The sequence below is a fragment of the Streptomyces sp. NPDC059900 genome (assembly GCF_050270335.1).
Taxonomy (GTDB): Bacteria; Actinomycetota; Actinomycetes; order Streptomycetales; family Streptomycetaceae; genus Streptomyces.
This window is the reverse complement of the sequence record NZ_JBNNJZ010000870.1, coordinates 1-2,498: the sequence shown is the minus strand read 5'-3', so window position 1 is coordinate 2,498 and position 2,498 is coordinate 1. Positions and strand designations below refer to the sequence as shown.

Below are 2,498 nucleotides of genomic sequence, written 5' to 3'. Positions count from 1 at the left end.
GCGTGGTCGAGGATCGCCGCGGGCCGGCGCACATCGGCCTGCACGTAGTCCGTGGCGCCTTGCGGAGTGCTGACCAGCAGGGCCTCGGCGTGCCGCAGCACGATGGGGTCGTTGTCGGCGTACACGACCCGGGAGTCGGGGGCGATCGTCTGGACGATCTGGTGGAGGTTCGGCGCGGTGGGGATGCCGGTGCCGATGTCGAGGAACTGCCTGACACCGTTGTCAGCCAGCCAGGCGGCGGCGCGGTGCATGAACGCCCGGTTCCGGGCCGCGTTCGCGCGGGCCTCGGGCGGCAGCTTCTCGCCCATTTGCTGATCGACGAGGTAGTTGTCCTTGCCGCCCAGAAGCCAGTCGTAGACACGCGCCGGGTGGGGCTTGCTGGTGTCGATGAGGGAGTTGGCGTCTTCTGCGGTCATCGGTGGCTCCCCTACGTGTCTGAGCGTGTTCGGTGCGCGGCGGGCGGGGGGGCCGAGGTGATGTGCGTCCCGCCCCGGCCCGCAAGGATCTTCCGACCCTACAGGGCGACGGGTCAACTGTTGTGGCTGGTGGGAGAGTTCGTCGCGGTCGTGGCCGGGGGTGTGGCTACAGCTGGCGGAGGTGGTCGCGCAGGCTGCGGGCGGCCTGCGCCATCAGGGCGTCGGCACCGGGCTGCGCGCTGGCGGGCACGAGGGACTCGGTCAGTACGGCGATCGCGAAGGTCTGCCCGTCGGAGTGCTCGACGACACCGATCTCGTGGCGGAGGTTGAGCAGCGTGCCGGTCTTGGACGACCAGGTGCTGGCGTCGGAACTGAAGTCCGGGGTCAGCCGGTGGCGCAGTACGTTGTGGGCCATGAGGTCGCGCAGCCGCTCGGCCACATCCGGGTGGATCTTCGACGGGGTCCACAGCGCTTGCAGCAGGTCGACGTAGGTGCGGGCGCTGCCCGTGTTGGCGCGGGTGGTGTCGAGCTGGGGCACCCGGTGTCCGCGGCCGCTGGTGCCGGCGTCGATGGCCAGGGCATGGGCGAGATGGACCTCGTCGGCGTCGAAGCGTTCCGCGGGTGTATCGGACAGTTTGCCCGTGTTGTTCCGGACGGCGATGCCTCGGATGCCGAGCTCGTAGAGGATGCCGGAGACCTGGCTGGGCGGGGTGAGCTCGAACAGCGCGTCGGCGGCCATGCCGTCGCTCAGGCAGACGCTCAGGTAGAGCAGGTCGTCGATCGCGACGCGGGCGGGATGGCGGAATCGGCTGAGCCCGGTGGGTCCTGGCGTGGTGATCCGTCCGGGCTGCACGTCTAGCATCGTCGCTCCGTCGAGCTCGCCCCGGCGGATGCGCTCGAGCGTCGCGAGCGCGAGCGGGACCTTGACCAGGGAGGCCGAGGGCAGGTGGGTGTCCGCCTCGATCCCCAGCTCTTCGCCCGTGTGCAGGTCCCGCACGAGCAGGCAGCCGTGCAGGCCGCCGTCGCTCAACTGGCCGCGAATGTCGCGCAGCAGGGACTCGGTGTTCAGGCCGCCGTACATACCGAGGTGCGTGCCGCCTTCCGTGGCGCCGTTCATGCTGCCGTTCCTCCCGTGGTCACGGCCGGGGCGACCGCGCCCAGGCAGCGGGCGATGGCCTCGCCCAGGCGCGCTTCGACGGGCTGCGGATTGCCGTCCGCCGCGGCGGCCAGGGCGAATCCCCGGCCAAGAGCGATCTCGCCGATGGGCCGCCAGGTCAGGGCGAGTTCCTCGGCCTGCGCGAGCGAGCACAGCAGCAGGTCGCCCGAGCAGAGGACCTCGGCAGCGGCGCTCGTCAGGTCGGCGGCGGCGACGAGCTGCGCGGGACGCAGGCCCACCGCGTCGCGCAGCCGCGTCAGCGGGTCGCGGATGTGCGGCACATCGTCCTCCGGCTGGATCCACACGCGGCGGGCAGGGCCGGGCGTGGCACGCCCCACCCGCAGTGTCTCCAGGTAGACGCGCCGCACCCCGGGATCCCTCGCTCCGGCGAGGCCGAGCGGCACGGACCACACCGCCTCGTCCGCGGGCACCGCGAGCAACGCGGCGCGCACCTGCTGCGCGCGCAGGAGCTCCCTGCGCTGGGTCGGCGCCGCCATTCGCAGGTCGAGCGTGATGCCGTGCCCGCGGGCATCGGCGACGAGCCGGGCGAGGCCCACCGTGGAGCAGATGCCGGGCACCGCGAGCCGCCACGGCTTGCGCTTGACGGCTTCGGCCTCGTCGAGGAGCACATCGGCCGCCTGTACGAGCTGCCGGGCCGTCGGCAGCATGTCCCGCCCGAAGGGCGTGAGTACGGCACGCCTGGACGTGCGCTCGAACAGCGGCTCACCGAAGCGTTCTTCGAGCGCGGCAACGCGACGGCTCGCCACCGACTGGGACATCCGGGCCGCGGCCGCTCCGTCGGTGAAACTGCCGTACTGGCTGACGCTGACGAACGCGCGACACGCTCCCACCAGATCCACGCCGTCAACCCTATGCCAGATCAGCATGGAATCGCGCATGAGCGTATTGGACCGCATACGCACCCC

The 2,498-nt window shown here is 71.7% G+C and carries 3 protein-coding genes; all 3 read right to left on the bottom strand.

Annotation, left to right across the window (positions count from 1 at the left end):
• Positions 1-416, bottom strand: a 416-nt coding sequence (locus tag ACQKIP_RS45130; protein WP_427745658.1) for an SAM-dependent methyltransferase, incomplete at its 3' end; no start/stop codon positions are given.
• 166 nt (positions 417-582) lie between these two features.
• Entirely contained in the window at positions 583-1,485 is a 903-nt protein-coding gene (locus ACQKIP_RS45125; RefSeq protein WP_365864657.1) for a serine hydrolase, read from the bottom strand.
• Positions 1,486-1,529: 44 nt separating this feature from the next.
• The gene (locus ACQKIP_RS45120) at positions 1,530-2,432 is read right to left on the bottom strand and encodes a LysR family transcriptional regulator (RefSeq protein WP_427745657.1); all 903 of its coding nucleotides are present in this window, start codon (positions 2,430-2,432) and stop codon (positions 1,530-1,532) included.
• Positions 2,433-2,498 lie beyond the last annotated feature (66 nt).